At 62.7% G+C, this 24,691-nt stretch carries 21 protein-coding genes; 13 read left to right on the forward strand and 8 right to left on the reverse strand.

Annotated features, from left to right (window positions below):
* The first annotated feature begins 2 nt into the window (after positions 1–2).
* The 3 genes from IB262_RS04280 to IB262_RS04290 are packed head-to-tail and all read left to right on the forward strand — an operon-like array spanning position 3 to position 2,639.
* Positions 3–704, forward strand: coding sequence for an XdhC family protein (locus IB262_RS04280; protein WP_112976739.1), 702 nt, complete (start codon positions 3–5; stop codon positions 702–704).
* Entirely contained in the window at positions 701–2,329 is a 1,629-nt protein-coding gene (locus IB262_RS04285; protein ID WP_112976738.1) for a molybdopterin-binding/glycosyltransferase family 2 protein, read from the forward strand. The genes IB262_RS04280 and IB262_RS04285 overlap by 4 nt, the downstream gene beginning before the upstream one ends.
* Entirely contained in the window at positions 2,322–2,639 is a 318-nt protein-coding gene (locus tag IB262_RS04290) for a TfoX/Sxy family protein (protein WP_112976737.1), read from the forward strand. Before IB262_RS04285 ends, IB262_RS04290 begins: the two co-directional genes overlap by 8 nt.
* Positions 2,640–2,827: 188 nt before the next feature.
* Here the strand turns inward: IB262_RS04290 and IB262_RS04295 are convergent, their stop codons facing one another.
* The 5 genes from IB262_RS04295 to IB262_RS04315 form a co-directional block, all read right to left on the reverse strand.
* Complete coding sequence (locus tag IB262_RS04295) at positions 2,828–3,259, reverse strand: NUDIX domain-containing protein (RefSeq protein WP_060585110.1); 432 nt, start codon at positions 3,257–3,259, stop codon at positions 2,828–2,830.
* A gap of 9 nt (positions 3,260–3,268) precedes the next feature.
* Positions 3,269–4,777, reverse strand: a complete 1,509-nt coding sequence (locus IB262_RS04300) for a DEAD/DEAH box helicase (protein ID WP_034794369.1) — start codon at positions 4,775–4,777, stop codon at positions 3,269–3,271.
* A gap of 185 nt (positions 4,778–4,962) precedes the next feature.
* The gene (locus IB262_RS04305) at positions 4,963–6,297 is read right to left on the reverse strand and encodes a M23 family metallopeptidase (protein WP_060585112.1); all 1,335 of its coding nucleotides are present in this window, start codon (positions 6,295–6,297) and stop codon (positions 4,963–4,965) included.
* Positions 6,298–6,401: 104 nt separating this feature from the next.
* Complete coding sequence (locus IB262_RS04310; protein ID WP_112976736.1) at positions 6,402–7,229, reverse strand: ferritin-like domain-containing protein; 828 nt, start codon at positions 7,227–7,229, stop codon at positions 6,402–6,404.
* A gap of 8 nt (positions 7,230–7,237) precedes the next feature.
* Positions 7,238–7,705, reverse strand: coding sequence for a peroxiredoxin (locus IB262_RS04315; RefSeq protein WP_112976735.1), 468 nt, complete (start codon positions 7,703–7,705; stop codon positions 7,238–7,240).
* Positions 7,706–8,116: 411 nt separating this feature from the next.
* Between IB262_RS04315 and IB262_RS04320 the strand changes: the two genes are divergently transcribed.
* Positions 8,117–11,509 carry an AsmA-like C-terminal region-containing protein gene (locus IB262_RS04320; protein WP_112976793.1) on the forward strand — a complete coding sequence of 1,131 codons (3,393 nt, stop codon included), beginning with the start codon at positions 8,117–8,119 and terminating at the stop codon, positions 11,507–11,509.
* A 150-nt stretch (positions 11,510–11,659) separates the two neighbouring features.
* On the opposite strand, the gene tyrS is transcribed toward IB262_RS04320, so the two are convergent.
* Positions 11,660–12,913 (reverse strand): tyrosine--tRNA ligase, encoded by a 1,254-nt coding sequence (tyrS, locus tag IB262_RS04325; protein WP_034794357.1) that lies wholly within the window; start codon positions 12,911–12,913, stop codon positions 11,660–11,662.
* A 100-nt stretch (positions 12,914–13,013) separates the two neighbouring features.
* Here tyrS and IB262_RS04330 point away from each other — a divergent pair, with 100 nt between their 5' ends.
* Together IB262_RS04330 and IB262_RS04335 are read left to right on the forward strand one after the other, a co-directional pair.
* Positions 13,014–14,135 (forward strand): anhydro-N-acetylmuramic acid kinase, encoded by a 1,122-nt coding sequence (locus IB262_RS04330; protein WP_112976733.1) that lies wholly within the window; start codon positions 13,014–13,016, stop codon positions 14,133–14,135.
* Positions 14,136–14,275: 140 nt separating this feature from the next.
* Complete coding sequence (locus tag IB262_RS04335) at positions 14,276–15,475, forward strand: GGDEF domain-containing protein (protein ID WP_060585115.1); 1,200 nt, start codon at positions 14,276–14,278, stop codon at positions 15,473–15,475.
* Between the two features lie 11 nt (positions 15,476–15,486).
* Here the strand turns inward: IB262_RS04335 and IB262_RS04340 are convergent, their stop codons facing one another.
* On the reverse strand, positions 15,487–16,305 hold the full coding sequence (locus IB262_RS04340; RefSeq protein WP_112976732.1) for an alpha/beta hydrolase: 819 nt from the start codon (positions 16,303–16,305) through the stop codon (positions 15,487–15,489).
* Positions 16,306–16,511: 206 nt separating this feature from the next.
* Complete coding sequence (locus tag IB262_RS04345) at positions 16,512–17,189, reverse strand: alpha/beta hydrolase (protein WP_034794344.1); 678 nt, start codon at positions 17,187–17,189, stop codon at positions 16,512–16,514.
* Positions 17,190–17,413: 224 nt separating this feature from the next.
* Here IB262_RS04345 and IB262_RS04350 point away from each other — a divergent pair, with 224 nt between their 5' ends.
* From IB262_RS04350 to sufA, 7 genes are all read left to right on the forward strand, one after another.
* Complete coding sequence (locus IB262_RS04350; protein WP_192493395.1) at positions 17,414–18,580, forward strand: cysteine desulfurase family protein; 1,167 nt, start codon at positions 17,414–17,416, stop codon at positions 18,578–18,580.
* 149 nt (positions 18,581–18,729) lie between these two features.
* Positions 18,730–20,199 (forward strand): Fe-S cluster assembly protein SufB, encoded by a 1,470-nt coding sequence (sufB, locus tag IB262_RS04355; RefSeq protein ID WP_060585120.1) that lies wholly within the window; start codon positions 18,730–18,732, stop codon positions 20,197–20,199.
* Between the two features lie 80 nt (positions 20,200–20,279).
* Complete coding sequence (sufC, locus tag IB262_RS04360) at positions 20,280–21,035, forward strand: Fe-S cluster assembly ATPase SufC (RefSeq protein WP_034794631.1); 756 nt, start codon at positions 20,280–20,282, stop codon at positions 21,033–21,035.
* A gap of 22 nt (positions 21,036–21,057) precedes the next feature.
* On the forward strand, positions 21,058–22,338 hold the full coding sequence (gene sufD, locus IB262_RS04365; RefSeq protein ID WP_192493396.1) for a Fe-S cluster assembly protein SufD: 1,281 nt from the start codon (positions 21,058–21,060) through the stop codon (positions 22,336–22,338).
* A gap of 129 nt (positions 22,339–22,467) precedes the next feature.
* Complete coding sequence (locus IB262_RS04370) at positions 22,468–23,709, forward strand: cysteine desulfurase (RefSeq protein ID WP_089044088.1); 1,242 nt, start codon at positions 22,468–22,470, stop codon at positions 23,707–23,709.
* Between the two features lie 69 nt (positions 23,710–23,778).
* Positions 23,779–24,159 carry an SUF system Fe-S cluster assembly protein gene (locus tag IB262_RS04375; RefSeq protein WP_034794321.1) on the forward strand — a complete coding sequence of 127 codons (381 nt, stop codon included), beginning with the start codon at positions 23,779–23,781 and terminating at the stop codon, positions 24,157–24,159.
* A gap of 93 nt (positions 24,160–24,252) precedes the next feature.
* Positions 24,253–24,645 carry a Fe-S cluster assembly scaffold SufA gene (sufA, locus tag IB262_RS04380; RefSeq protein ID WP_034794319.1) on the forward strand — a complete coding sequence of 131 codons (393 nt, stop codon included), beginning with the start codon at positions 24,253–24,255 and terminating at the stop codon, positions 24,643–24,645.
* Positions 24,646–24,691 lie beyond the last annotated feature (46 nt).

Here is a 24,691-nt window from a genome sequence, read left to right on the forward strand (position 1 = left end):
CGATGGAACAGGCGATCCTGGAAACACTCAATCTTGCGCGCGCGGCCCGCCGCGCCGCCGTCACCGTCAGCGATCTTACCGGTGGTGTCCGCGTCTACCTCGAAGGCGACGACTGTCCAGAACCCTGGCGCGAAGCCGTTGCCCGTGCCTTGCGGTCCGGCCGGGCCGGGATCGTCGAAACCGGGCAGGGCTCCTTCTTCCTCAATGTCTACCTGCCGCCGCCGCGCATCCTCGTCATCGGCGCGGTGCATATTTCACAGGCCCTGGCGCAGCTTGCGCCCGTTGCCGGCTTCGACATGACCATCATCGATCCGCGTACGGCCTTTGCCACGCCGGAACGTTTTGCCGGCGTCGACCTCATCGCCGATTGGCCGGAGGACGCCCTGAAACTCAGACCGCTCGACCGCTTCACAGCACTTGCCGCCGTGACGCATGACCCAAAGATCGACGACGAACCGATCCGGGCGGCACTGTCGGCCGGTTGTTTCTATGTCGGTGCGCTCGGCAGCCGCAAGACACATGCCACACGGATCGAAAGACTGCGGCATGCGGGTGTCGCCGATGCCGACATGGCCCGCATCCGTGCGCCGATCGGTCTCGATATCGGCGCGGCAAGTCCCGCCGAAATCGCGGTTGCGATCCTCGCCGAAATCATCGAGGCGCTGCGACGGCGGGACGTTGCTTCCGCAGGGAGTGGAGTATGAGGTTCGGCCCGATCAAGGTCGCAGAAGCAGAGGGCGCGATGCTCGCACATGCGGTGAAGGTCGGTGATGCCAGGCTGCCGAAGGGGCACCGGGTCACAGCCGCCGACATCGTCGCTTTGACCGCTGCAGGCGTCGAGCAGGTGGTGGCCGCCCGCCTTGATGCCGGTGACCTCCCGGAAGACGAGGCAGCCACGCGCATTGCCGCGGCCGTAGCCCCCGATCATCTCCGGTTTTCGCGGGCAGCGACCGGCCGCGTCAACGTCTATTCCGAGGTCGCCGGCCTCTTCGTTGCGAGCCGCGAAATTGTCGATCGCTTGAACCGCCTAGATCCCTCCATCACCTTCGCCTGTCTCGACGACCATATGCCGGTGCAGCCCGGCGATATGGTCGCAACGATCAAGATCATCCCGCTTGCGGTCGCCGGCGCCTTCGTCGAGCAGGCGGAGAGGCTTCTGCGCGACCATCGCGCCTTCGAGGTCAAGCCGTTTGCGCCGCGCCGCGCGGCCTTGATAGCAACGGAGTTGCCGAACCTCAAATCCCAGGTCATGGACAAGACCCATGCCATCCTCGCGGCGCGGCTGCGACAGGCCGGAAGCGAACTCTCCACCGAACGGCGCGTCGCGCATAGCGAAGACGCCGTGGGGGCGGCGATCGCCGAAATGCGATCAACGCACGACCTGCTGATCGTCTTCGGCGCTTCGGCGGTCGCCGATCCCGAAGACGTCATTCCGGCGGCGATCCGGCGGGCCGGCGGCGTGGTCGATCATGTGGGAATGCCTGTTGACCCCGGTAATCTTCTCGTTCTCGGCCGCGTCGGCGAAACGCCGGTCATCGGTGCACCCGGCTGCGCCCGCAGCCCGCGCGAGAATGGTTTCGACTGGATCCTCGACCGGATCCTTGCCGGCGAGTGGCCGAGTTTCGACGATATTACCGGCCTTGGCGTCGGCGGCTTGTTGAGTGAGATCCCGACGCGGCCGCAGCCACGCGAACATGCAACGGAGTTGTCATCCGGCTCGGTTTCAGTCGTCGTTCTGGCCGCTGGCCGGGCCAGCCGTATGGGCGCTGACGGCGGGCATAAACTTCTCGCAACTTTCGATGGCGTGCCGCTCGTGCGCCGCAGCGTCGAAGCCGCGCTTAAGGCCGCTCCGGGCAAGGTCAGCGTCGTGACCGGCCACCGCGAGGCCGATATCCGCTACGCGCTGCAAGGGCTGCCGGTGACGTTCGTTTCCAACCCCGACTACATTTCGGGCATGGCCTCTTCGCTGACGGCCGGGCTTTCGGCAGTCGGGGCGCGGGCGCCGGGCATGCTGGTGATGCTTGCAGACATGCCCGGGATAACCGGCGACGATCTGCGCCGGCTCATCGAACGTTTCGTCGCCGAAGGTGGCCGCTCCATCATCCGCGCGACCGCAGGCGGACAGCGCGGCAATCCGGTGATCCTGCCGCGACAGACGTTTTCGGCGATCAAGCAACTGGTCGGAGACGTTGGTGCAAGGGACATTGTCGAAAAGAGCGGGCTGCCGGTCATCGATGTCGAACTCGGCGCGGCGGCGCGCCTCGATCTCGACACGCCGGAACAGATCGTCGCCGCCGGCGGTATCTTGGAGGAACAGACGCGTGGATAATGCCGCAATCGAAGACATGTTCGCGGTCCTCGGGCCGGTGACCATCAAGCGGATGTTCGGCGGCAAGGGCATGTATTGCCAGGGTGTGATCTTCGCCCTTGAGGTCGATGGCGAAATTCTGCTGAAGGGCGACGAGCAAACAGCGCCTGCGCTGGAGGCGGCCGGTTCGCGGCAATGGGCCTATGACGGCAAGGGCAAGCCGGTGAAGATGCCCTATTGGAGCATTCCGGACGACGCATTCGACGATCCCGACGAGATGGCACGGTGGGTTCGGCTTGCCTATGAGGCGGCGCTACGCTCCAGGAAGTAGGCCGTCCAGCCTATGCGCGGCAGCTGCGCCTCAGATGAAAATATTGACACGATCACCACGTTTCCCATCGTCGCGCCTAAGTGACATCGCCCGGATCCGTTGGTGCCCGCGGAACGCCGCCAACAACGGCACCAGCAATGCGCAGAACGAGGGACGTACGAAGAACACCGGCCCCCGGTGGGCGGCTGCTATGCGGCGACGCCCTGTTCATGCCTGCGCAAGGCTTCGGCGGCATCGGCGGTAAAGCGGGATAGCGGTTGGGGCAGGGCGTCGAGGCTAAACCAGCCGAATTCGGAAAGCTTGTCCGGCTCGGTGAGTTGAGGTTCACCTGAGAAATCCCGGGTCACATAGATCATAGAGATCCAGTGCTGGCGGTCGGCGTCGATCACCTGTTCGCTGAGGCAGAGGAATTCGGTCGAGCCAATCTTGAGGCCGGATTCTTCTTCGGCCTCGCGGCAGGCCGCAGCCTGCGAACGCTCCATGTGATCGACCTTGCCGCCGACGATGTTCCAATGCCCGGCCTCAGGCGCATTGACGCGCCTGTAGAGCAGAATCTTGCCATCGCGCACGATGACAAGTCCGCAGCCGAAGCCCGGAAAATCGATGCCCGGCTGGCCCATCCTTTCGGATCAGGCCTTGCCGGCAATCAGCATGAAGGCAGGGATTTCGTCGCCGAAGCCGACGGGCGTCGGGCCGTCGTCATAGTCGCGGCGGTGACGGTTGCGGCGGTCGCGATTGTCGTCGTTGGCAGGGTTCGATGCACGCACCGGACGATCGCCACGGTTGTTCTGTGCCTGCTTGTTCTCTGCGCTGCGTGCCGGTTTCACCGATTCCGCCCTTTCCACGACTGTTTCAATTTCGGCCTCACTATCGGCGCGCACGGTATCGGATTTATGATCGGAACGGGCCTTGGAGCCGCGATCCCCATCTTTTTTCCGGTCCTTGCGGCCATCACGACCGCGTTCACGGCGGCCGGTATCGTGGCTTTCCATCGGCTCAGGCAGATTGGAAAGGTCGCCGTTCAGCCATTCGACCTTCTGGCCGATCAGCTTTTCGATGGCGTCGGAGAATTTCGTGTCGCGCTTGGTCACCAGCGTGAAGGACGCGCCCGAGCGGCCGGCACGGCCGGTACGGCCGATGCGGTGGACGTAGTCTTCCGCATGGATCGGAACGTCGAAGTTGAAGACGTGGCTGACATCAGGGATATCGAGGCCGCGGGCCGCAACGTCGGAGGCGACGAGCAGCTTGATGTTGCCGTCCTTGAAGTTGGCCAGCATCGTCATGCGCGACCGCTGGTCCATGTCGCCATGCAGCGCACCGACGGAGAAGCCGTGGCGGTCGAGCGAACGGAAGAGGTCGGCGACATCCTTCTTGCGATTGCAGAAGATGATCGCGTTCTTCAGTTCGTCCTGGGCGCGAATCAGATCACGCAGTACCGCGCGCTTCTCGTAATCCTTGGCATGCGCCGCAACGAAGCGCTGCGTCACCGTCTGAGCGGTGGAAGCCGGGCGGGCGACTTCGACGCGCTCCGGGTTCTGCAGGAAGCGGTCGGCAAGCTTCTGGATTTCCGGCGGCATCGTCGCCGAGAAGAACAACGTCTGGCGCGTGAACGGGATCAGCTTGGCGATGCGCTCGATATCGGGAATGAAGCCCATGTCGAGCATACGGTCGGCTTCGTCGATGACCAGGATTTCCACGCCGCTCATCAGCAGCTTGCCGCGCTCGAAGTGGTCGAGCAGGCGGCCGGGCGTGCAGATCAGCACATCAGCGCCACGCTCAAGCTTGCGGTCCTGCTCGTCGAAGGACACGCCGCCGATCAGAAGCGCGATGTTGAGTTTGTGGTTCTTGCCGTACTTGTCGAAGTTCTCTGCGACCTGTGCGGCGAGTTCGCGCGTCGGCTCCAGAATGAGCGTACGCGGCATGCGCGCGCGGGCGCGGCCCTTTTCGAGCAGCGTCAGCATCGGCAGCACGAACGAAGCGGTCTTGCCCGTGCCCGTCTGGGCGATGCCCAGAATATCACGACGCTGCAGCGCCGGCGGGATAGCGCCTGTCTGGATCGGGGTCGGGATTGTGTAGCCCGCATCGGTGACAGCGGAGAGAACTTTTTGGCTCAGGCCAAGGTCAGCAAAATTGGTCAAAGGGAAATCTGTTTCCGTTCCGGTTCAATAGAACACTGATCGATCGATGGAAAACGCACGAGCACGTGGCCGCGCTCTTAAGCTGAACGCCGCCGAAAGTCAAGAAATCCAGCACGTTGAAGCAGTAAAAGGTAAATAGTGGCGAATCTGTCGCATTTCTTGTCAAGCGGAACCGCGCGGTAGCGTCAGTTCATATAGCTTGCAAGCTTGGTGCTCGCATCCAGAAACCGCATGGGATCCACGGCATTGCCGTTCAGCCGGATTTCATAGTGCAGGTGCGGTCCGGTGGAGCGCCCGGTGTTGCCGGACTTGGCAATGACTTCGCCAGCCTTCACCCGGTCGCCGGCTTTCACCAGCACGGTGGAAAGGTGGGCGTAGCGCGTCGCGACACCATTGCCGTGGTCGATCTCGACCATGTTTCCATAGCCGCCCGTCAACCCTGCATTGGTCACCGTTCCAGGCGCTGCCGAGCGGATGCGCGTGCCGACCGTTGCGCGAAAGTCGATGCCGGCATGCAGCGCCAGACGCCCGAGAAACGGATCAAGCCGGTTGCCGAAATCGCTGGTGATGTCGCTGGCCGGCGAGGGGTTGCCGAAGGGCAGCTTGCGGACCTCGGCGCGCGTGCGGTCTAGCTCCAGGAGTGCTGTATCGAGCGCGGCAAGCGAACGGCCGAAATCGTCATCGTTCACAGGCTCGACGAAGGGGCCGCCGATCGCCGTCTCGGCGGAGCCGGATATGTCGTTGGCCGGAATCAACTCGGCGACATCGTCAACGGGCAGGTCGACACCGGTGCGCCCGACGATCGAGCGAATCGCATCCGACGTCTTCGCCGCGCCGTCCGTCAGTCGCTGGACCCGCGTCATCTGCTCGCGCTCGACATCTTTCAGCGAGAGCGTCACTTTTGAGAAAATCCGGTCGGCGCGGTCGGAACTTGATTCGCCGGCATCGGGTGCTGCATAGGCGAGGGCGGGGACAGCTGCAGCACTGACCGGCGCAACGTTCAGTCCCATCAGCTTCTCAATTGCCTTGACACTGCCGCTGCTGCTCGCATCGGCGCGTTTTTCATAGGCAAGCGGCTCGACGGCCGCAGGCGCATCGGTTGCGGTCGTGACGCCGGAATTTTCGGCCCTTTCGACCAGGGCGCCGAGCTTTCCGTTGCGCGAGGTCAGCGCCATCTGCTGGCGCAGCAGCTTCTCGACCTTTTCCTCGACCACTTGCTGGTCGAGCAGTTGCCGGCTGGTGACCCGATCGACCTGCGCCCGCAGCGCGGTGATCCGATCCTCGTATTCATGTTGCATGCGGGCCTGGCGGGCAATCGTGCCGCCGATCAGGTCGTCGCGCAAAACCAGATAGGAAGTGGCCGCGAGATAGCCGATGCTGCAGACGCCTGCAAAGGAGACAGCGATCGCCGCCATCCACGGGCGCACGGTCATGTGCCGGACCTTGTCGCCGCTGGCCAGGATCAGGACGTGATTCTGCTTGCGTTTTCCAAAGGTACGATTTGCCTGATGTCCAGACACCCGTTCTCTCCCGCCATGTGCGCGTTGCCTCGCATCACCTGGGGATCATTACACTTTGTTAGGGTTAACAATCGGTAAGCAAGATTGCGGGAAGGTGATGTCCGCTATCGATTGGTCGAAGCGGTCATCGAGCGGTAGAACGACGGCGTCAGGCCGGCCTCGGCGCGGGCGATATCGTTGAACGGCGCCTTCAGGGGACCGCGGAAATTGGCGCGCACCAGCTGCTGGAAGGTCGCTGCCGGGTCCTTCTTCTCGCGGGCGCAGAGAAAGCGGAACCATTTGGCGCCAACGGCGACGTGGCCCTTCTCGTCCTCGTAGATGACGTCGAGCACGGCCGCACTCTCGAAGTCGCCGGTTTCGCGCATCTTGGCCTGAAGCGCTGGCGTCACGTCGAGACCGCGCGCTTCGAGAATGAGCGGCACGACGGCGAGCCGCGCCGTCAGGTCGTTGCGCGTATCGTGCGCCGCCTGCCAGAGGCCGTCATGGGCAGGCAGGTCGCCATAGTCGGCGCCGAGGTCGTTCAGGCGCTGGCGGACCATGCAGAAGTGCTTCGCCTCTTCGAAGGCGACACGCATCCAGCCGTCGAAGAAGGAATTGGGCACCGGCTCGGTTGCAAAGCGGGCGACGATATCAAGGGCGAGATCGACGGCGTTCAATTCGATATGGGCGATGGAGTGCAGAAGTGCGATTCGGCCCTTCAGCGAACCGAGAGACCGGCGCTTGACCTGCGTCGGCGGCGTCAGCACCGGCTTGTCCGGTCGGCCCGGGCGCACCGGCACCGGCCGGTCGAGCGGCGAGCGCAGCGACAGCGTGCGGCGCTGCCAGCGCCGGGCGGCTTCCTGCGCGAGCGCCGTCTTGACCTCGAGGTCGGCGGCGCGGATCGCTTCGATGGCACCGCCCCGCAGGCTGTGGAACACGGGCAACTCGACCATCGGCGCCCTCAGATCGCCTTTGCGGCGTCAAGGACCTCGCGGGCGTGGCCGTCCACCTTCACCTTTTCCCAAACCCTGACGACGACACCGTCGGCGCCGATCAGGAAGGTACTGCGCTCGACACCCATGTACTTGCGCCCGTACATCATCTTCTCGACCCAGACGCCATAGGCTTCGACGACCGACTTCTCCTCGTCGGCAGCGAGCGGCACCGTCAGGTTGTGCTTCTTGGCGAAGCGGTCGTGCTTCTTCACCGAGTCGGGCGAAAGCCCGATCAGGGCGATGCCGGCTGCGGCGAAGTCGTCGGCAAATTCCGAAAACGAGATCGCCTCAAGCGTGCAGGCCTGCGTATCGTCCTTCGGATAGAAGAACAGAACAACCGGGCGGCCGCGCAGGGCCGAGAGCGAAATCGTACCGCCGCCGTCACGCGGCAGGGTGAAGTCGGGAGCGACATCTCCGGGAGCGGGTCTTGCCATGATTAAACCTTCCTTCCGCCAAGTTTTGCAGACAATCGCGCGCTACTGCATGTTTTCATTGGTCTTTGCCGACCAGAGGGCAAAACGTGCAGTGCTCAAGCTAGTCGAGCGACATTTGCGCGCCACAAGGCGCGCGGCGCTCTTGGGCATAGCGAAAATCGTCGACTGCCGTCCAGCGCATTTGTGCTAGATTCGACAGGTTTCGGACGGCATGGGCCGCTACGAAACGCTGCAGTCGCCTGCGCGCGCGAATTCCATCGCAGGTGGTCGCTTTCCACAGCATGGTCCCGCGTCCCTTGGTGACTCGGCACGATGACATGTGGTCTACAAGAAGCGAGAAGTGGTCGCCCCGAAATGACAGAGACGGAGGGCGACGACGAAGCTCGTATCGTATGGAGGACGCCCGCGCTGATGAGTGAGATCCGCGGCGAAAAAGTCGGCTTTCGCAAGAAAGACATCGTCGCGTTGCATGCGTTGCCTTCGGCGCAGGCGCACGAACCCATGATCGTGCACGCGCCGCGCAAGAACAAAGCCGCGCGCTTCTGTGCCAAGATCGCACTGCTGACATCGCTGCTCGCGCTTTCCATCGCGGCGATCCTCATTGTCGTCATCGAAAGCGGGGTGATGGACAGCACGCTTAACGCGCGCGCCCGCACCGCACTCAATGCAGCGCTCGGCGATGCCTACCGCGTAGAGGTCGGCAGCACTGTGGTGCGCATGACCGCGAGCGGCGCGATTGCGCTCAGAGCCCGCGAAGTGGCGCTCAGCGAAGCGTCCTCAGGCCAGCCGGTCGCCAAGCTCCGCGCGATCTCGATCGCGCTCGACCCGCTGGCGTTGATGACCGGACGCATCGCCGTCTCCAACCTCGAAGCGGAAGGCGGCGATTTCGATTCCGGGTTGCTGCCGCGCGGCGAACCGCTCGATCTCACCAAGATCCGCATTGCCGACGTTGGCGATACGCTGGAGGCAATCTTCTCCCACGTCGACCGGATATCGCAGATGGCGGCCGGCCGCGGCAGCCAGAAGGTCACGCTGTCGGATTTCAGCTTCTCCGTCATCGGCTCCCGCGATCGCGTCGTGCCCGTCGTCGCCAACGCGCTCGAGTTCAACCGTGACGCCGGCGGCTCGATGAGCGTCAAGGGCAGCGTCACCGTCGACGGGGTGGACGTCGATCTCAGCGCCGACGCCCTTGGCGACAAGGGGCACATGACCGGCTTCGAAGCGTCGATCACCAATCTGCCGCTCGCACCGTTCTTCTACCACGGTAAAGTCGGCTCGGAGCCGCCCTTCGGCGTCGTCGCATCGGCTGGGCTGTCGCTGAAGGCGACGCGGGCCGCCGGCAATGCGAAACCGGATCTGCGCGTGACAGTGCGCACGTCCAAGGGCGAGTTCCACGCGGGCAACCTCGTCTCGACGCTCAATGCCTCGCAAATGGACGTCGCCTATGACTTCGAGCGCTCGTCCGTCGAAATTCTGCCGTCGGCCGTCAAGATCGGCCGTTCGACCTTTCCGTTTACCGGGGCGATTATCGACCTCGACAAGATTGCCGGCACAACGGAGAAGGGGTTTGCCATCGACCTCCTGCTCAAGAACGCAAGCTCCGCCCCGGAAGACGTCGCCGACGCGCCACTGATCTTCGATGCCAAGGCAAATGGCCGGTTTGTGGCGGACAAGCGCCAACTGATCTTCGACCAGCTCGCCGTGTCGACCCCGCTCGGTTCGATGTTCGGATCGCTTTCCGTCGCCTTCGGCAAGACATCACCGCAGATCAGCTTCGCCTCGGTCAGCGATCGCATGGAGGCGACCGCCGTCAAGCAATTGTGGCCGTGGTGGTTGGCCAAGGGCGCGCGGCGCTGGGCGATCGCCAACCTCTTCGGCGGCACGGTCACCAATGCCCGCATCGAAGTATCGGTCGCCGAGGGGCGGATCGCCTCCAACGAAGGCGAGCTCAAGCTCAACGAGCAGGAGCTCAATATCAACTTCGATATCGACGACACGCGCATCAACATCACCGGCGAGATACCCCCGCTGCGCGACACCTCCGGCAAGTTCAAGCTGAGCGGCCAGCGCATGACAGCCGAGATCGAGAAGGGGACCGCCTTCTTCCCGTCTGGACGCGCGGTCGCGCTCAACGGCGGCGACTTCATCCTTCCCGACGTCTACACGAAACCACTGATGGCGGAGATGAAGATCGAGGTTGGCGGCGATGCCGATGCGATCGCCGAGCTCGTGAGCTACAAGCCGATTCAGGCGCTGCAAAAGACCCCGCTGCTGCCGGAAGATTTCAGCGGTCCTCTGACCGCCGTCGTGGGCGCCCGTTTCGGCCTGATCTCGGATCAGAAGCCGCCGAAGCCGCTCTATCAGGTACAGATGCAGCTCGACAAGGTCACGGTCCAGAAGGCCATGTTCGGGCGCGCCGTAGAGGATCTGGTCGGCACATTTCGGGTAGATAATCAGCAGGCGGTCCTCGATGCGGATGCCCGTATCGAAGGCGCGAAGGTCAAGGTCGCGCTGACGGAACCGGTCGATTCCGGTTCGACCGTCAAGCGTTCGCGCGAGATTTCGGGCTCGCTGGAGCAGGGTGTCTGGCAGAAACTGATACCTGGGCTTTCTCGGATCGTTTCCGGACCGATCACGATCGACGTTGCAATCGACGAGGCGAGCCGGCAGACGGCAGAGATCGACCTCACGAAAGCCCAGCTCTCGCTTCCCTGGATCGGCTGGAGCAAGGGCGTCGGGATTCCGGCCGAGGCGCAGTTCACGTCCTCGATGGACGGCAAGATCGCAACAATCAGCAATTTCGCGGTTGCCGGCGACGGCTTTGGTGCGCGCGGCAAGCTGCAGATCGACGATGGCGGTCTGCTCTCGGCGGATCTCGACAATGTCCGCCTGGCGCAGGGCGACGACTTCAAAGTCTCCATCGACCGCACCAGGGGCGGCTACACGGCGTCGCTCAGCGGCGCTGCAGCCGATATCAGGCCGATCCTGGCGCAATTGAAGACCGGAAGCGACCAGAACCAGGGTGGTGGCGACGACATTGCCATCAAGGCCCAGCTCGATCGCGTCACCGGTTTCAATGGCGAATCGCTCTCGAACGTCAATCTGGTCTACGGCGAGCGCGGACGTCAGATCGAGGACGTCAACCTCTCGGCCGTGACGAGCAGCGGTCAGGCGCTGGTTGCCCGGCTCGCCAAGGCCGGTGCCGACAACACGCTAGAGCTGACCACGGGCGATGCCGGCGCGCTGGCGCGGTTTGCCGACATCTACCAGAACATGCGCGGCGGCCTGCTCAATCTCAAACTGCGTGACCGTGGCGGACGCTCCTGGCGCGGCAGCGTCGATATCCGAAAGTTCCAGCTGGTCGGCGAGCAGCGCCTGCAATCGATGGTGTCGACGCCCACCGGTGCCGACGGCCGAAGCCTGAACCAGGCCGTGCGCCGTGACATCGACGTCAGTTCGGCCCGCTTCGAACGCGGCTTCGCGCAACTGGCGCTCGATCGCGGCGCGATTCGCGTCGAAGGCGGTGTACTGCGCGGCACCGATGTCGGCGCGACCTTCCAGGGAACGGTGCGCGACAACAATGGCATCATGGACATGACTGGCACTTTCATGCCGGCCTATGGGCTGAACCGCATCTTCGGCGAACTGCCGCTGATCGGCGTACTGCTCGGCAACGGCCGCGACCGCGGCCTGCTCGGCATCACCTTCAAGCTCAACGGCCCGTTCAACCAGCCGAAGCTGACGATCAATCCTTTGTCGATCATCGCGCCGGGCGTCTTCCGCAGCATCTTCGAGTTCCAATGAAGAAGGCCGACGCACTGCATGTCCTTAAATCGTCGCCGATTTAAGGACAAAACATGCAGCACTTCAAAGTTCTACAGCGACCTTTGCGCGTCTTAACAGACGCGCGGCGCTGTCGGGCCGGCCCTTCAAATTCTTGAGTGGCGCTCCGGTTCAGGCCGGGCGCACCAGAATGTGCTTCTTCTTGCCGAGAGACAGCTTGACGACATTGTCGGCGGTCACGTCGCCGGTGCCGATGATCCGACGCTCGTCGCTGACGGCCTCGTCGTTGATCCTGACGGCACCGCCCTGGACATGGCGACGAGCCTCGCCGTTGGAAGCGGCAAGACCGGCGCGTACGATCAGCGTCAGCAGGCCGAGGCCGGCTTCAAGCTCAGCAGTCGGGATCTCGACCGAGGGCAGGTCGGCGGCGAGCGCGCCTTCCTCGAAAGTCTTCCGAGCGGTCTCCGCCGCCTGCTCGGCGGCCGGTCGGCCGTGCAGCATGGCGGTGATCTCGGTTGCCAGGATCTTCTTGACCTCGTTGATCTCAGAGCCGCCAAGCTCGGAGAGCCGATCGATCTCGGCCATAGGCAGGGTCGTGTAGAGCTTCAGGAAGCGGGTGACGTCCGCATCCTCGGTGTTGCGCCAGTACTGCCAGAAGTCATAGGCCGACAGCATGTCCGGGTTCAGCCAGATGGCGCCGTTGACCGACTTGCCCATCTTTGCGCCCGACGAGGTGGTCAGAAGCGGCGAGGTCAGGGCATAGAGCTGCTCAGTGCCCATGCGGTGGCCGAGGTCGATGCCGTTGATGATGTTGCCCCACTGGTCCGAGCCGCCCATCTGCAGGCGGCAGCCGGTGCGCTTGTGCAGCTCGACGAAGTCGTAGGCCTGCAGGATCATGTAGTTGAATTCGAGGAAGGACAGCGACTGCTCGCGATCAAGCCGCGTCTTGACGCTGTCGAAGGACAGCATGCGGTTGACCGAGAAATGACGGCCGACGTCGCGCAGGAATTCGAGGTAGTTGATGCCGAGCAGCCAGTCGGCGTTGTTGATCATCAACGCGTCCTTGGGGCCTTCGCCATAGCTGAGGTAGTTGGAGAACACCGTCTTGATGCTGGCGATGTTGGCGTCGATCGTCGCCGGCGTCATCAGCTGGCGAGCCTCGTCCTTGAAGGACGGGTCGCCGACCATGCCGGTGCCGCCGCCCATCAGCGAGATCGGCCGGTGGCCGGTCGCCTGCATCCAGTGCAGCATCATGATCTGGATCAGGCCGCCGGCATGCAGGCTCGGCGCCGTCGGGTCGAAGCCGATATAGGCCGTCACGGTTTCCTTCCGGAACAGTTCGTCCAGGCCAGTCTCGTCGGAGATCTGGTGGATGAAGCCACGCTCGCTGAGGGTGTGAAGGAAATCGGACTTGAAACCGGACATGATCTGTCTCTCTTGCGGGGGGAGTTTTTGAACGAACGGGCGTTTAGCACTGTTTTTGCGCATAATCACTTCAAAAGTGATTCTGGAAATATTGACCCGCATGACACAGACAAGAACCGCAATCGGCCTGATGAGTGGCACGAGCATGGACGGCATCGACGTGGCCCTGTTGCGAACCGACGGGGAGACCGTCGTCGAGCGCGGACCATCCGCCAGCTTTCCCTATGACGCGCGATTTCGGGATCGTTTGAAGCAGGGACTGGTTGAAGCGAAGGCGATCACGCAACGTGACCAAAGGCCGGGCGCCCTTGATGCGCTTGAGCACGACCTGACGCTGCGACACGCAGAAGCGGTCAGGACCTTCCTCAAACAGAACAACCTGTCGGCGGCTGATATCGACGTGCTCGGCTTTCACGGACAGACCGTGCTGCACCGCCCAGACGAGGCCCTGACGGTGCAGATCGGCGACGGCGCGCTCCTTGCCGGAGAAACGGGCATCGATGTCGTCTACGACATGCGCGCCAACGACATGGAACATGGAGGGCAGGGCGCGCCGCTGATCCCCGCCTACCACGCAGCACTGGCGCGAGGCGCGGCCGGCCTTCCAGCACCGGTTGTCTTCGTCAACATCGGCGGCATTTCCAACCTGACCTTCATTGGCGAAGGCGAGACGCTCATTGCCTATGACAGCGGCCCCGGCAACACGCTGATCGACCAGTGGGTCGAAGCGCATGCCGGCATTCCCTTCGACCAGGGCGGCATGATCGCCAGCGAGGGAACGGTGCTGCCGGCGCTTGCCGAACGCTATCTCACCAATGCCTTCTTCACCGCGGCCACGCGCCGCTCGCTGGACCGGAACGATTTTGCACCACCGGCCGGAAGCGATGCCGGCCTTGCCGACGGCGCACGTACGCTTGCCCATGTCACGGCGGCAGCGATCATCAAATCGGCGGGGCACTTGCCACAGCGGCCAGTCACCTATGTCGTCTGCGGCGGCGGCCGGCTCAATCCGGTGATCATGCGTGACCTCGCTTCGCTTGCCGAAGTAGAGGGCGCGACAGTGCTTGCGGCGGAGGCGGTGGGCTTCAACGGCGATTCGATGGAGGCCGAGGCCTGGGCCTACCTCGCCGTGCGTGCCTTGCGAGGCCTGCCGCTTACCTATCCGGGAACGACGGGCGCGCGGCAACCGGTCAGCGGCGGCCGGCGCGCGGCAAGAACTTGAAGTTGATCTCGCGTTTCGCCATAAGTCCGTCATCCCAACGGATTAATCAAATTTTCGCAACAGCGAATTAGGATCTCAGCCGCTGCCACTGGAGGTGGCGAGGAGCGGCTTGGTGCCGCACGAGGGTTTCGGGTTCGTCGATGGGTGGTGCGATTTCTCTGCTGGCCGTGAATTTTATCATCGCGCAGATCTTCACGGCCGCATTTCTCATCATTGCCGCAAAGAGCCGGCAGCGGCGTGCGGCGCTCTGGTGCGCTGCCGGATTTGCCGTCGCCTCGCTTGCAGCCGTCTGCGAAACGATCGTTCCCTTTTCCTCGACCCCGCGGCTCTTTGCCGTCAGCGCCTTTGCCTGCGTGCTCGGCGGCTTCTGTCTTCTGCGTTTTGGCCTCGGCCTTTTCTATCAAGTGCCGGTGCGCGTGCCGTTGCTCGGCGCCTTCTTCGTTGCCGGCGTTTCCCTGGACCTGGCGATCTACGACCTGCCGAGAGGCACCTGGGAGCATGCGATCCCGTACCAGGCGCCCTTTGTCGTGATCCAGGCGTGGACGGCATCGGTCGTCCTTCGCTCCGGCCGTCGCACCTTCTTTGACTGGCTGTTGTTCGGCCTGCTGGCGCTCTCGGCCGCCTACTACCTCGTAAAGATCTATGCCGCGGTCGTCGCAGGCTCGGGCGTAACGGCCCAGGACTATGTTTCCAGCCCGTTTGCGCTCATCTCGCAGGCGCTCGGTGCGATCCTCATCGTCGGCGCCGGCCTTGCCATGCTCGGCGTGATGGTCAAGGAGATTGTCGACGACGCGCAGGCGCGCTCGGAAATCGACCTGCTCTCCGGCCTCTACAATCGCCGTGGCTTCATCGAACGGGTCATGCCGCTCCTGCACGCCCGCACCACCCAGACGCCGGGAACAGTCATTCTTGCCGACCTCGATCGCTTCAAGTTGGTCAACGACACCTATGGCCACCTCACTGGCGACGAAGTCATTCGCCGATTCGCCCGGGTGCTGATGGACGTGATGCCCAACCGCGCCGTCGCCGGCCGTCTCGGCGGCGAAGAGTTCGCGGTGTTTCTGCCCTGCACGGACCTGTCCGAAGCACGCGTCGTCGCCCACGGCATGCGTGCGGCGATCATGTCCCAGCAGATCGGCGGACTTCCGGAAGCAGCAAGGGTGACGGCGAGCTTCGGCGTCACGGCCGTCGGCATCGGCGAGGCGCTCGATCCGGTGATACAGCGCGCCGACGAGGCACTCTATACAGCCAAGGCCAACGGTCGCAACCGTGTCGAATGTGCCGAAGCACCGACCACGGTCGTCAACCCAAGCGTTCCACACTGGATCGGGCGGTCATAGACGACCGGCGTCTAGCCGATGCATTTCTCTCGGAGAAACCGGAGGATGTCTTCGGTGAACTGGTGCGGGTTCTGCAGTATCGAAAAATGGCTGACCTCAGGCTGGATCAACAGGCCGGCCCCCGGAATGTTGTCGGCGATGAACAGCGTGTCGTCCCGTTTGATGGCTTCGTCATGGTCGCCATCCACCACCCAGACAGGGACCCGGATTTTCTGAAGGTCGTCGGCCGTGATGTTCGGCTGCGAAGTCCACATCGCCATCATCTCGTCGAAGAAGCGCTTAAATCCCCCTGGCGTCGACGACAGCAGGGCGTACTCTTCGCCCGTTCGCGCGATATAGGCGTTGAAGACGACGCTCTTGGTAAAATCGTGTGTTCCGGATGGATTGCTGTTTGCCCCGAAGGAAAAGACACCGGCTATGAGATCCGGATGCCGCATCGCCAGCAGGAGCCCGATAATCGCGCCGTCGCTCCAGCCGATGATGACCGCCTTTGGCAACGTCAGGTGAGCCATCAGTGCCATGACATCGCCTGCCATGAGTTCATAGCTCATGCTCCCACCACCTCGGGAGCTGCGTCCGTGCCCCCGGCTGTCCATCACGATGACCTGACAGGTTTTGGCGAGCTCCGTGACCTGAAGCCCCCAATAGTCGGAATTGCCTAGCCCGCCATGTAGCAAAATGACGGGAGCACCCGAACCATACACCGCGTGCCAGATCCTGGCGTCCGCGAGCTCGACAACACCCTCACGTCCGCCAGCCGGAAGCTGCGGAGTGGCGGGCAGGGTTAGCCACCTCGGCTCGCACGCCGACACATTCGACACCTGCGACATGGCTCCCTCCCGTGAATGCTGCTCGGCTCTGCCCCACCCAGACAGCCTAGACTTGCACTATACGCCGATCACACGGCGCTGAAACTCATCCTATCGGGTGAGAGTTGTTGCAGCCTTCGGGCGCACGACCATGGGGCGCATTTGTCCATAAGAAAACGCCGCGCACCCGAAGGGGTACGCGGCGCTCCTGTACGTGGCCCGGGTTTTCAGCGAATACGCTTGGCGGCCGGCTCCGGTGTCAGTTCGCCGTTGAGGCGACGGTCGAGGTAGTCCTCGCATTCCGTCATCAGGCCTTCGACCTGGCCGTTGAAGAAGTGGTTGGCGCCGGGCACCGTCTTGTGGGTGATGAGAATGCCCTTCTGCGCCTTCAGCTTCTCGACGAGGCCGTTGACGTCCTTTTCCGGCGCGACCTTGTCGGAATCACCATTGATGATCAGGCCCGAGGACGGGCAGGGCGCGAGGAACGAGAAGTCGTAGATGTTCGGCTGTGGCGCGACGGCCATGAAGCCTTCGATTTCCGGGCGGCGCATCAGGAGCTGCATACCGATCCAGGCACCGAAGGAATAGCCGGCAACCCAGCAGCTCTTCGAATCCGGATGCAGGCTCTGCACCCAGTCGAGCGCCGATGCCGCATCCGAAAGCTCGCCGGCGCCGTGGTCGAATTCGCCCTGGCTGCGGCCGATGCCGCGGAAGTTGAACCGGAGCGTGGTGAAGCCGCGCTTCTGGAACATATAGAAGAGCTGGTAGACGATCTGGTTGTTCATCGTGCCGCCGAACTGCGGGTGCGGGTGCAGGATGATGGCGATCGGCGCGCTCTTCTGCTTCGAAGGCTGATAACGGCCTTCGAGGCGGCCGGCGGGTCCGTTGAAGATGATTTCGGGCATTGGCTCTCCGGGAGTGTTCCTGGTTCGAATCTTGGGTTCAGATCGCGATGAGTCTTGACGAAAGCAGTCAGCTTTTCTAAAACCTAGTTTAGAACCGTTCAAAACTTCTGTGCGGGCATTCCGCCTTGTGCTTCGTCTCATAAGGCAAGCGGCGCGGAAAATTCAAGGAAAATGCATCGCCAGAGGTTGCGGGCCTGTGACCTGTTGATCTAGCGAAGGAAATCATGTCGAGTTCGCGCATCTATATGGACTGGAACGCCACGGCGCCGCTTCTGCCCGAAGCGCGCGAGGCTTGCCTGTCGGCGCTCGACCTCCTTGGCAACCCTTCTTCCGTTCACGGAGAGGGCCGCGCGTTGCGCACGCTGATCGAAAACGCCCGTCGCGACGTGGCAGCGCTCTGCGGCGCCAAGCCTGGCAGCGTCATCTTTACCAGCGGCGCCACGGAAGCGGCCAACCTGGTGCTTACGCCCGATTTCCGCATGGGCCGCACGCCGCTGAAGATCGGCCGGCTCTATGCCTCGGCGATCGAGCACCCGGCTGTGCGCGAAGGCGGACGCTTTCCGCGCGAAGCCCTCAGCGAAATCCCGGTGATTTCAGACGGCGTCGTCGATCTCCCGGTGCTGAGGGAGCTGTTATCCGCGCATGATCGCCAGCTCGGCTTGCCGATGGTTGCCGTCATGCTGGTCAACAACGAGACGGGCATCATCCAGCCGATCGCCGAGATCACCGAGATCGTTCGCGCCCATGGCGGCATTCTCGTCGTCGACGCGGTGCAGGCCGCCGGCCGCGTGCCGCTTTCGATTGAAGACCTCGGCGCCGATTTCCTGATCGTCTCCTCGCACAAGATCGGCGGCCCGAAGGGCGCCGGCGCGCTGGTGGCGCGCGGCGAGGTTATGATGCCCGCACCGCTGATCCGCGGCGGCGGACAGGAAAAGGGGCACCGTTCCGGGACTGAAAATCCGGTGGCGATTGCCGGCTTTGCAGCGGCCGCCCGGAAGGTCGGCGAAGATGTCGGCCAACGAATGGGCGTGGTCAGCGCGTTGCGCGACATGCTCGAAGGCGAGATGCTGGCCGCGGCAACCGACGTGGTTATTCACGGCCGCGACGTTTCGCGCGTTGGCAACACGATCTTCTTCACGCTCCCTGGCCTCAAGGCCGAGACCGGGCAGATTGCCTTCGATCTCGAAGGTGTGGCGTTGTCGGCGGGTTCCGCCTGCTCCTCGGGCAAGGTCGGGCAGAGCCACGTGCTGACGGCGATGGGTTACGATCCGCGCCAGGGCGCACTTCGAATCTCGATCGGCGAGGGCACGACACAGGCTGATATCGACCGTTGCGCCGCGGTCTTTGCAAAGGTAGCAGCAAGAAGACGAGCGCCCGGGCAAGCAGCCTGAGCGGAACGACCGGACGAAATTGCGGAAAAGCAATTTTCCGCTTGGCAAACAGGGTGAAAAGCGCCTTTTAGCCATTACATAAGCGGTGTGCCAAGCGCATCGTGTTGACAAGCTGCCGGACCTTGGATCCGGCAAGATTGGAGAACGACATGCCTGCCGTGCAGGAGACCATTGATCAGGTCCGTCAGATTGACGTTGACCAGTACAAATACGGTTTTGAGACGACCATCGAAGTCGAGAAGGCCCCGAAGGGTCTCTCGGAAGACATCATTCGCTTCATCTCCGAGAAGAAAAACGAGCCGGAATGGATGCTGGAATGGCGTCTTGAGGCCTATCGCCGCTGGCTGACGCTCGACGAGCCGACCTGGGCACGCGTCAGCTATCCGAAGATCGACTTCAACGAGATCTACTATTACGCCGCTCCCAAGGGCGTGACGGGCCCGAAGTCGCTCGACGAAGTCGATCCCGAAATCCTCAAGGTCTACGAGAAGCTCGGCATTCCGCTGAAGGAACAGGAGATCCTGGCCGGCGTACAGAAATCGAAGATCGCCGTCGACGCCGTCTTCGACAGCGTCTCGGTCGTCACCACCTTCAAGGAAGAGTTGAAGAAGGCCGGCGTGATCTTCATGTCGATCTCCGAGGCGATCCGCGAGCACCCTGATCTCGTCAAGAAGTATCTCGGTTCCGTCGTTCCGACGACCGACAACTACTATGCGACGCTGAACTCCGCAGTCTTCACCGACGGCTCCTTCGTCTACGTGCCGAAGGGCGTTCGTTGCCCGATGGAACTGTCCACCTACTTCCGTATCAACGAGAAGAACACCGGCCAGTTCGAGCGCACGCTGATCATCTGCGAAGAGGGCGCCTACGTGTCCTATCTCGAAGGCTGCACCGCACCGCAGCGCGACGAGAACCAGCTTCATGCCGCCGTCGTCGAACTCGTTGCGCTCGATGACGCAGAGATCAAGTACTCGACGGTCCAGAACTGGTATCCGGGCGACAAGGAAGGCAAGGGCGGCATCTACAACTTTGTCACCAAGCGTGGCGATTGCCGTGGCAAGAACTCCAAGATCTCCTGGACGCAGGTCGAAACCGGTTCGGCGATCACCTGGAAGTATCCGTCCTGCATCCTGCGCGGCGACGGTTCGCGCGGCGAGTTCTACTCGATCGCGGTGTCCAACGGTCACCAGCAGATCGACAGTGGCACCAAGATGATCCACCTCGGCAAGAACACGTCGAGCCGCATCGTCTCCAAGGGTATTGCTGCCGGCGTCTCGGAAAACACCTATCGCGGCCAGGTTTCGGCCCACCGCAAGGCCGAGAATGCCCGCAACTTCACCCAGTGCGATTCGCTGCTGATCGGCGACAAGTGCGGCGCGCATACCGTTCCTTACATCGAGGCGAAGAACTCGACGGCACAGTTCGAGCACGAAGCCACGACGTCGAAGATTTCCGAGGACCAGCTGTTCTACTGCCTGCAGCGCGGCATCCCGACCGAAGCGGCGATCGCGCTGATCGTCAACGGCTTCGTCAAGGAAGTCATCCAGGAACTGCCGATGGAATTCGCCGTCGAAGCGCAGAAGCTGATCGGCATCTCGCTTGAAGGCTCGGTGGGCTAAGGCCCTGGACTGAAAATTGAATGGCGCGCACCGAGAGTTTGCGCGCGAACGAACGTTCGTTTCCCAAGAGGACGATAGAAATGCTTGAAATCAAGAACCTGCACGCCCGCATCGCCGAAGACGGCACCGAGATCATCCGTGGCCTGAACCTGACCGTGAAGGCCGGCGAAGTTGCCGCCATCATGGGCCCGAACGGCTCCGGCAAGTCGACGCTCTCCTACATCCTGTCGGGCCGCGAAGATTACGAAGTCACCGAAGGCGATATCCTCTACAACGGCGAAAGCATCCTGGAACTCGACGCGTCCGAGCGTGCGGCCAAGGGCATCTTCCTTGCCTTCCAGTACCCGGTCGAAATCCCGGGCGTTGCCACCATGCAGTTCCTGAAGGTGGCGATGAACGAACAGCGCAAGTATCGCGGTGAAGACGAGCTGACGACGCCGGAATTCATGCGCCGCGTCAAGGAAGCCGCTGCCGAGCTGAAGATCGCACCGGAAATGCTGCGTCGCCCGCTCAACGTCGGCTTCTCCGGCGGTGAGAAGAAGCGCGCCGAAATCCTGCAGATGTCGCTGCTCCAGCCGAAGCTTTGCGTGCTCGACGAAACCGACTCCGGCCTCGACATCGATGCGCTGAAGATCGTCGCCGACGGCGTCAACGCCCTGCGTTCGCCGGATCGCGCCGTCGTCGTCATCACCCACTACCAGCGCCTGCTCGACTACATCGTGCCGGACACCGTACACGTCCTCTACAAGGGCCAGGTGATCAAGTCGGGCGACAAGACGCTGGCGCACGAACTCGAAGCCAACGGCTACGCGGATATCATCGAGGCCGCAGCTTAGAGCCTGTTGAAGGAGTGTTCGAATGAATATGCAACAGGCAATCAAGATGACGGCGGCCGAGACGGCGCTCGTCGACGCCTATACCGCGCAGATCGGCGATCTGCCGGGTGACGGTTCGGTGCTTTCGGTTCGCGACACGCTGGTGCACGAACTGAGGACTGCGGGTCTGCCGACCCGCCGTGTCGAATCCTGGCACTACACCGACCTGCGCACGCTGCTGCGCGCGGTGCCGGCTACCGATCCGACGGCTTTTGCCGATCGCATCGACGCGCTGGTTCCGGGCTCGACGGTGTTTTCGGTCCGAAACGGCCAGGCCGAGGTCAAGGGCAACCTTCCCGAGGGCGTGACGGTCCGTTCCTATGTCGACAGCCTGCTCGACGGTTCGGCCACGGCTGGCCTCGCTGTGCTCGGCTTTGACGACGCGATCGGCCGCATCAACGGCGGTCTCGTGCGCGGCGGTCTCGAAATCGCCGTCGGCGATGATGCAACGGTCGAAAATCCGCTGGAAATTCAGCTGGTACAGAGTGTCGGCCAGGCGCATACGCGCTTCCCGGTGACGTTCGGCGCCAACGCCAAGGCAACCGTGATCGAGCGGCATCTGTCGACCAAAGACGGCGAGAGCTTCGTCTCCTCCGTTAGCGACATTACGCTCGCCGACGGTGCCGATGTCATCTGGATCATCCTGCAGCAGCAGGGCGCTGCCGATACCCATCTCGGCCAGATCCGCTTCGACCTCGGCAAGAATGCCAAGCTGCATCTCTTCGTGATCAACGCCGGCGGCAAGCTGGTGCGCCAGGAGATCCATGGCAAGACGAGCGGCGAGGGTGCGGATTTCAAACTGCGCGGCATCAACCTGCTCGGCGGCGAGAGCCACACGGACGTGACCTTCACGCTCGGCCACAACGTACCGCACACCACGTCGACGGAGATCATCCGCAACGTCGTGTTCGATCGTGCCAAGGGCGTGTTCCAGGGCAAGATCCTGGTTGCCAAGGACGCGCAGAAGACCGACGCGAAGATGGCATGCAACACGCTGCTTCTGTCCGACGACGCCGATCTCTCGGCGAAGCCTGAGCTGGAGATCTTCGCCGACGACGTGCAGTGCGGCCACGGTGCGACGGTTGCCGATATCGACCACACGCAGCTCTTCTACCTGATGGCGCGCGGTGTTCCGGAAAACAAGGCTCGGGCCATGCTCGTCAATGCCTTTGTTGCCGAGATCGTCGAAGAGCTGGAAGATGACGAGGCGCTGGTCGAGGCGCTGGAAGAGGTCATCTCGACCTGGCTCGACAGGCACGCCTGACGGGCTGTCTGCGTAATTCCTTAAATCGGCGTCGATTTGGGGTAAAATTGCGCAGGACTTCAACATGTTGCAGTGCGCTTAGCGCGTCCTCAGGGACGCGCGGCGACGTGGCGAAATTGGATTGAAGACATGGAACACTCTGTACCGGTGCCCGCCTACGACGTCGAAACGATCCGCAAGGATTTTCCGATCCTGTCGAAAACCGTCTACGGCAAGCCGCTCGTCTATCTCGACAACGGCGCATCGGCACAGAAGCCACAGGTCGTGATCGATGCGATCTCCCATGCCTATTCCAACGAATACGCCAACGTCCATCGCGGCCTGCATTTCCTGTCGAATGCCGCGACGGAAGCCTATGAGGCGGCACGCGAAAAGGTGCGCCGCTTCCTCAATGCCCCGTCGGTCGACAACGTCATCTTCACCAAGTCTTCGACCGAGGCGATCAACACGGTCGCCTATGGCTACGGCATGCCGAAGCTCGGCGAGGGCGACGAGATCGTGCTGTCGATCATGGAGCACCACTCCAACATCGTTCCCTGGCATTTCATGCGCGAACGCCAGGGCGCCAAGCTCGTCTGGATCCCGGTCGATGACGACGGCGCGTTGCACGTCGAAGATTTCGTCAAGTGCCTGACGGACAAGACCAAGCTCATCGCCATCACCCATATGTCGAATGCGCTCGGAACCGTCGTTCCGGTCAAGGAAATCTGCCGCATCGCCCGCGAGCGCGGCATCCCTGTACTCGTCGACGGCAGCCAGGGCGCCGTGCACATGCCAGTCGACGTCCAGGACATCGATTGCGACTGGTACGTGATGACCGGCCACAAGCTCTACGGCCCCTCCGGTGTCGGTGTGCTCTACGGCAAGACGGACCGGCTGAAGGAGATGCGACCGTTCCTCGGCGGCGGTGAGATGATCGAGGTGGTGACCGAGGATTATGTTACCTACAACGATCCGCCGCACCGCTTCGAGGCCGGCACGCCCCCGATCGTGCAGGCAATCGGCCTTGGCTATGCGCTTGATTACATGGACAAGCTTGGTCGTGCAGCGATCCAGGCGCATGAAGCCGATCTGACGGCCTATGCGCGCGAGCGCCTCTCGTCGGTCAATTCGCTGCGGGTCTTCGGCAACACGCCCGACAAGGGCAGCATTTTCGCCTTCGAGCTTGCCGGCATTCATTCGCACGATGTGTCGATGGTGATCGACCGTGCCGGTGTCGCTGTTCGCGCCGGTACCCATTGCGCCCAGCCGCTCTTGAAACGTTTCGGCGTGACCTCCACATGCCGTGCATCCTTCGGGCTCTACAACACACGGGCCGAGGTCGATGCGCTGGTCGACGCGCTGGAGCATGCACGAAAGTTCTTCGCCTAAGAAGTTTGTAAAAGGTTCAGGGATTTATCCCAATCTGCTGAACCACTAGAGAAAGTCCAGGAGGCCGACATGAGCCTTGATGCAACGGAAGAAAAGGTCGACGTCCGCGAGGGCATCGTGCATTCGGCAATCCCAACCGAAGAGATTGCGCGCCTCAGCGACGACATCATCGCGGCGCTGAAGACCGTCTACGACCCGGAAATCCCGGCCGACATCTTCGAACTCGGTCTCATCTACAAGATCGACATCGAAGACGACCGCATGGTCAAGATCGACATGACGCTGACAGCACCCGGCTGCCCGGTGGCGGGCGAGATGCCGGGCTGGGTCGAGAACGCCGTCGGCGCCGTCGAGGGCGTCTCGGGTGTGGAGGTCAAAATGACCTTCGATCCGCCGTGGACGCCGGACCGGATGTCCGAGGAAGCACAGGTCGCCGTCGGGTGGTACTGAGCCTCGCGTATTGATCCGTTAAGGCACGGATACTACATTTGATTCTGTAAGGCGCCGGGCCTTTACCCCGGTGACGACAAGGAGAATGAGCCCATGGGCTTTGCCGTGATGAGCCTGACCGATGCCGCTGCCGGCCGCGTGCGCGCGATCGTCGAGAATTCCGGCGCCGATGCCAAGGGCATTCGCGTCGGCATCAAGAAGGGTGGCTGCGCCGGCATGGAATATGCCGTCGATCTCGTGACCGAGCCGAACCCCAAGGACGACCTGATCGAGCATCAGGGCGCCAAGGTCTGGATTGCGCCGGAAGCCGTGCTCTATCTGCTCGGCACGCAGATGGATTTCGAAGTGACGACGCTGCGCTCCGGATTCACCTTCCACAATCCCAACCAGACATCCGCCTGCGGATGTGGCGAATCGGTCGAGCTGAAGCCGGCCGATCTGGCCGCACTTGCGGCACAGGGTGACGCCGTAGTGCGCGCCAACTGAGTTTTACCATTCCTTCAATTGAATAGGTCGGCCCGGTTTTCGCCGG

It is taken from the genome of Ensifer sp. ENS02 (assembly GCF_014851885.1).
GTDB lineage: Bacteria > Pseudomonadota > Alphaproteobacteria > Rhizobiales > Rhizobiaceae > Ensifer > Ensifer adhaerens.